Source organism: Pseudomonas sp. PB120, assembly GCF_009761815.1.
In the GTDB taxonomy this organism is placed as follows: Bacteria; Pseudomonadota; Gammaproteobacteria; order Pseudomonadales; family Pseudomonadaceae; genus Aquipseudomonas.
In genome coordinates this window covers 21,259-27,354 of record NZ_RWIN01000086.1, presented here as the reverse complement: position 1 = coordinate 27,354, position 6,096 = coordinate 21,259, and the positions used below count along the sequence as shown (strand labels likewise).

5 protein-coding genes are annotated in these 6,096 nt (G+C 59.4%); 4 read left to right on the top strand and 1 reads right to left on the bottom strand.

Features of this window, described 5'->3' with window-relative positions; translation table 11 throughout:
• Window positions 1-90: 90 nt before the first annotated feature.
• On the bottom strand, window positions 91-1,929 hold the full coding sequence (locus EJA72_RS16980; protein WP_157712581.1) for a sigma-54-dependent Fis family transcriptional regulator: 1,839 nt from the start codon (window positions 1,927-1,929) through the stop codon (window positions 91-93).
• Window positions 1,930-2,208: 279 nt separating this feature from the next.
• Here EJA72_RS16980 and EJA72_RS16975 point away from each other — a divergent pair, with 279 nt between their 5' ends.
• Genes EJA72_RS16975 through EJA72_RS16960 form a run of 4 tightly spaced genes read left to right on the top strand, consistent with a single transcriptional unit; the run spans window position 2,209 to window position 6,090 of the window.
• Window positions 2,209-3,303: an ABC transporter ATP-binding protein gene (locus EJA72_RS16975; protein WP_157712580.1), complete on the top strand. Its 1,095-nt coding sequence runs from the start codon at window positions 2,209-2,211 to the stop codon at window positions 3,301-3,303.
• Window positions 3,303-4,418 carry an ABC transporter ATP-binding protein gene (locus EJA72_RS16970; RefSeq protein WP_157712579.1) on the top strand — a complete coding sequence of 372 codons (1,116 nt, stop codon included), beginning with the start codon at window positions 3,303-3,305 and terminating at the stop codon, window positions 4,416-4,418. Before EJA72_RS16975 ends, EJA72_RS16970 begins: the two co-directional genes overlap by 1 nt.
• On the top strand, window positions 4,415-5,281 hold the full coding sequence (locus EJA72_RS16965) for a carbohydrate ABC transporter permease (protein ID WP_157712578.1): 867 nt from the start codon (window positions 4,415-4,417) through the stop codon (window positions 5,279-5,281). Before EJA72_RS16970 ends, EJA72_RS16965 begins: the two co-directional genes overlap by 4 nt.
• A gap of 8 nt (window positions 5,282-5,289) precedes the next feature.
• Window positions 5,290-6,090: a carbohydrate ABC transporter permease gene (locus EJA72_RS16960; RefSeq protein ID WP_157712577.1), complete on the top strand. Its 801-nt coding sequence runs from the start codon at window positions 5,290-5,292 to the stop codon at window positions 6,088-6,090.
• The last annotated feature ends 6 nt before the right edge of the window (window positions 6,091-6,096 follow it).

Genomic DNA, 6,096 nt, shown 5'->3' with positions numbered 1-6,096 from the left:
GTCCGGATTTTGCGAACGGCACAAAACCCTGTGGGAGCGGGCTTGCCCGCGAATGGTCTCAAGTCCAACACCAATGCTGCGGCACACGTGTCACTCCGCCTGGCGCAACCGCTTGTAAAGGGTATTACGACTAACCCCCAACCGCCGCGCCAGATACGAAATATTCCCCCCTGCCGCCTGCAACTGCCGATTCAAATCCTCCACATCATTCAAATCAACCGCCAAGGGTTCATCCACTTCGACCGGCTCCATCTCCAGATCGACAAAAAAATCATCCGGCAAATGCTCCGGCCGCACCGGTTGTTCCTCGGCCATGGCCAGCGCCACCTGCATCACGCTGCTGACCTGGCGCAAATTCCCCGGCCACGGATGGCGGCCAAACAACTCCATCACCTCGCGGCTCAATCCAGCCCACTGGCTCGGCTCACGGTGCTGCTCCCACAACCGCTTGAACAGCGCCTGCTTGTCACTGCGTTCGCGCAATGGCGGCAGTTCCAGGGTCAGACCGCCGATCCGGTAATACAGGTCCTCGCGAAACCGCCCGAGCTGGACCTGTTCGCGCAACGAGCGGTTGGTCGCCGAGATGATGCGGATATCCACCGGGAACAGCTCGCTGCTCCCCACCGGTTGTACGCAGCGTTCCTGCAACACCCGCAACAGTCGCGCCTGGGTGGGCAACGGCATGTCGCCGATTTCATCGAGAAAAAGTGTGCCTTTGTCCGCCTTGCGGATCAGCCCGATGCTGCCTTTTTGATTGGCACCGGTAAACGCGCCTTTTTCATAGCCAAAAAGTTCGGACTCCACCAGTTCGGCGGGGATCGCCGCGCAATTGACGGCAATGAATGGTTGTTTGCTTCGCGAACTGGCCTGATGCAGTGCTTTGACAAAGACTTCCTTGCCGACCCCGGTTTCTCCATGGATCAGCAACGGAATGTCTTTCTCCAGCAGCCGCTCGGCCTGCCGCACGGCTTTTTCCACGCGGCTGTCGCCAAAGTGCAGGGTGTTGAGGCTGATGGCAGCCGGGGCGGGCGCTGCCACCGTGGGCTCAGCGAACACCCGTGCCTGAATCGGCGCCTGTTTGGGTCGCTTCAACAGGCACTGGAAGCGGTTGCGCCCGGAGGCCTGCAGGGAGAAGGGCAGGCCATCCGGTTGATTCAGCAGTTCCAGCAGCGAGACCTTGAACAGGCTCTCGACACTGACCCGCGACAGGCTGATGCCCAGCAGATTGTCGGCCCGGCGATTGGCCGACAGCACCTGGCCGCTTTCATCGAAAATCAACAACCCGGCCCATTGGCTGTCGAGGTTGTTCAGCCCGGTGTTGAAGGTCAGTTGAAAATGCTGGCCGTGGAACAGGTTGAGAATCAGCCGGTTCTCCACGGTCTGGCTCATCATCTTGACCATGCCCAGGGTGTGGGACGGCGGCAGGTAGCTGTCGCTGGACACATCCAGCACCGCGATGACCTTGCGTTCGGCATCGAAGATCGGCGCGGCGGAACCGGTCATGAAACGGTTGGCCTTGAGGAAATGTTCATCGTGCTCGATGTGCACCGCCTGCTCGCAGGCCAGCGCGGTGCCGATGGCATTGGTGCCGCTGCAACGCTCCATCCAGCTGGCGCCGGCGCTGAAACCACGGGTCAGTTTTGGTTCGATGAAGCGTTGAGTGCCCCACGAGGTCAGCACCTGGCCCTGATTGTCGGCGAGCATGATCAGGCAATTGGAATTGCTGAGGATGTTCTCGTAGTACGGCAGAACTTCCTGATGGGTGGTCTGCACCAGCGAGTGTTGGCTCTCCAGCAACTGTGCGATGCCCTCGGCCGGCAGTTGATCGAAGGCCGGGGTGCTTTGATGGTCGAGGCCGAACGCGCGACAACGGGACCAGGAGTCCTGGATGATGGCTTCGTGGGAGAGCGGCGAGGCGGGTGCGGCCATGGCAGTCAATCTCTGAGCTTTTATTGTTTTTGTTATGTGTAATTTTTTGAGCCTGGGCAACTCTATAAAACGGTTGGTAGAGTGTTGTTCACTATTGTTCATTGTCAATCGGTGAACTGTTCAGTTGTTCATTTCCGATTGTTCATTTGTGTTCAGCAACGAACGCGACTCTGTAGTCACTTTCGAGGATTTAACGCTAAATCAACAGCTTGCAATTTCTGGCACGAAAGTCGCTCTGTAGCTCCGGTCGCTTGACTCCAATAATAAAAAGGCCGAGCCATGTCACTCACCCTGGAGCATGTCAGCCGTACCGTCGAGGGCCAGACCTGGATCGACGATGCGTGCCTAAGTTTCGAACCCGGTTCCTTCAACGTTTTGCTCGGGCGCACGCTGTCCGGCAAAACCAGTCTCATGCGCCTGATGGCCGGTCTGGACAAGCCCGACAGCGGTCGCATCCTGATGAACGGCGTCGACGTCACCCAGCGCCCGGTGCGGTTGCGCAACGTGTCGATGGTCTATCAGCAGTTCATCAACTACCCGACCATGACCGTCTTCGAGAACATCGCCTCGCCGTTGCGCCAGGCCGGCGTGTCCAACGAGCTGATCCAGAGCAAAGTGCTGGAAACCGCGAAGATGCTGCGCATCGAGAAGTTCCTCAAGCGCTATCCCCTCGAACTCTCCGGTGGCCAGCAACAGCGCACGGCCATGGCCCGGGCGCTGGTGAAGGACGCCGAACTGATCCTGTTCGACGAGCCGCTGGTCAACCTCGACTACAAACTGCGCGAAGAACTGCGCCAGGAAATGCGCGAGCTGTTCAAGGCGCGGCACACCATTGCGATCTACGCCACCACCGAACCCAACGAAGCGCTGGCACTGGGCGGCACCACCACCATCCTGCACGAAGGCCGGGTGATCCAGAGCGGCAAGTCGGCCGAGGTCTATCACCAGCCGCAAACCGTGCTGGCCGCCGAACTGTTCTCCGAGCCGCCGATCAACCTGATGCCGGGACGAATTGCCGGCAACGAGGTCAGTTTCGCCAACTTCGTGCACTTCCCGTTGAACGTCGATTTGCGCCCGGTGGGTGAGGGCGACTTCCGTTTCGGTGTGCGCCCCAGCCATATCTCGCTGGTGCCGAGCAACGACGATGACCTCGAACTGGCGGTGACCGTCGAAGTCGCCGAAATCAGCGGATCGGAAACCTTCCTGCACGTGCGCAACGAACATTTCCTGTTGGTGCTGCACTTGCCCGGCGTGCACGAATACGACGTCGATGCCCCGATTCGCATCTACATCCCGACCCATAAACTCTTTGTGTTCGATGCGCAGGGACGGCTCGTCCAGGCGCCCGGTCGCCGTATCGCGAGGGTTGCCTGATGGCCGAAATCCGTTTGCAGAACCTCGCCCACAGCTACACCCGCACACCGAGCGGTCCGGAGGATTACGCTATCCGCGAGATGGACCACATCTGGGAGCAGGGCGGTGCCTATGCCTTGCTCGGGCCTTCGGGCTGCGGCAAGTCGACGTTGCTCAATATCATTTCCGGGTTGCTCAGCCCGTCTCAGGGCCATGTGCTGTTCGATGGCAAAGCGGTCAACGACCTGACCCCGGAGAGGCGCAACATCGCCCAGGTTTTCCAGTTTCCGGTGGTCTACGACACCATGACGGTGTTCGACAACCTGGCGTTTCCGCTGCGAAATCAGGGCATGGCCGAGGCGAAAATTCACAGCAAGGTGCAGGAAATTGCCGAGGTGCTGGACCTCCAGGCGCTGCTGAGCAAAAAGGCGCGCAACCTCACAGCCGATGAAAAACAGAAAGTCTCCATGGGCCGTGGGCTGGTGCGCGATGACGTGTCGGCGATCCTGTTCGACGAACCGCTGACGGTGATCGACCCGCACTTGAAGTGGAAGCTGCGGCGCAAGCTCAAGCAGATCCACGAGCAGTTCAACATCACCATGGTCTACGTCACCCACGATCAGCTGGAGGCCTCGACCTTCGCCGACAAGATCGCAGTGATGTACGGCGGACAGATCGTGCAGTTCGGCACGCCACGGGAATTGTTCGAACGGCCGAGCCATACCTTCGTCGGCTATTTCATCGGCAGCCCGGGCATGAACCTGATCGAGGTGCAGCCGCAACCGGGTGGCGTCGGATTCGCCTCGACCCATTTGCCATTGTCCGACGCACAGCAGAAACGCATCGCCGAATCCGAGTGGAAAACCCTGAAGGTCGGCATCCGTCCGGAATTTGTTCATGTGTGGGACGAGCCGTTTGACGACGCCATGAAGGCACAAGTCGTACACGTCGAAGACCTGGGCACCTACAAGATCATGACCCTGAACCTCGACGGTGCACCGTTGAAAGTACGCCTGGCGGAAGACAAACCGGTGCCTGAGGGGATCGCGTACATCAGCTTTCCGGCGCAGTGGTTGATGGTCTATGCCGACGATTATTTGCTGGAAGCGCAAGCCAATAATGGAGTGCAGCCATGAACAAGGTGCAGAACAACAAGGCCTGGTGGCTGGTCCTTCCGGTGTTTTTGCTGGTGGCCTTCAGTGCGGTGATCCCGATGATGACCGTGGTCAACTATTCGGTGCAGGACATTTTCGACCAGTCCAGCCGCTACTTCGTCGGGGCCGACTGGTACCGGCAGGTGCTGCTTGATCCACGGCTGCACGACTCGCTGCTGCGTCAGTTCATCTACTCCGGCTGCGTGCTGCTGATCGAAATCCCGCTGGGCATCGCCATCGCCCTGACCATGCCGACCAAGGGGCGCTGGTCTTCGTTGGTGCTGATCATCCTGGCGATACCGCTGCTCATTCCATGGAACGTGGTCGGGACGATCTGGCAGATCTTCGGCCGCGCCGATATCGGGCTGCTCGGGTCGAGCCTCAATGCGATGGGCATCAACTATAACTATGCGGCGAACACCATGGACGCCTGGGTCACCGTGCTGGTGATGGACGTCTGGCATTGGACCTCGTTGGTGGCGCTGTTGTGTTTTTCCGGGCTGCGGGCCATTCCCGACGTGTACTACCAGGCGGCGCGGATTGATCGGGCCTCGGCCTGGGCGGTGTTCCGGCACATCCAGCTGCCCAAGCTCAAGAGTGTGCTGCTGATCGCGGTGATGCTGCGGTTCATGGACAGTTTCATGATCTACACCGAGCCGTTCGTGCTCACGGGCGGCGGGCCGGGGAACGCCACGACCTTCCTCAGCCAGACCCTGACGCAAATGGCCATCGGGCAATTCGACCTCGGTCCGGCGGCGGCTTTCTCGCTGGTGTACTTCCTGATCATCCTGTTGGTGTCCTGGCTGTTTTACACCGCCATGACTCACTCTGACGCCAACCGCTGAGGCCCACCATGAGCAAGAGAAAGCTGATTCCATTGCTGATCTACATCCTGTTCCTGCTGGTGCCGATCTACTGGCTGCTGAACATGTCGTTCAAGAGCAACACTGAAATCCTCAGCGGCCTGACGCTGTTTCCCCAGGATTTCACCTTCCACAACTACAAAGTGATATTCACCGATCCGGCCTGGTACACCGGTTATCTCAACTCGCTGTATTACGTGAGCCTGAACACGGTGATTTCCCTGAGCGTGGCGTTGCCGGCGGCGTACGCCTTCTCGCGTTACCGCTTTCTGGGCGACAAGCACCTGTTCTTCTGGCTGCTGACGAACCGTATGGCACCACCGGCGGTGTTCCTGTTGCCGTTCTTCCAGCTGTATTCCTCGATCGGGCTGTTTGACACGCACATCGCGGTGGCATTGGCGCATTGCTTGTTCAACGTGCCGCTGGCGGTGTGGATTCTTGAAGGCTTCATGTCCGGGGTTCCGAAGGAAATCGACGAAACCGCCTACATCGACGGCTACAGTTTTCCCAAGTTTTTCGTGAAGATTTTCGTGCCGCTGATTGGCTCCGGGATCGGCGTGACGGCGTTTTTCTGCTTCATGTTCTCCTGGGTCGAATTGCTGCTGGCGCGGACGCTGACCTCGGTCAACGCCAAGCCGATTGCGGCGGTGATGACCCGCACGGTGTCGGCGTCGGGTATCGATTGGGGCGTCCTGGCGGCGGCGGGGGTGTTGACCATCCTGCCGGGCATGCTGGTGATCTGGTTTGTACGCAACCACGTGGCCAAGGGCTTTGCCCTGGGTCGGGTCTGAGGAGCA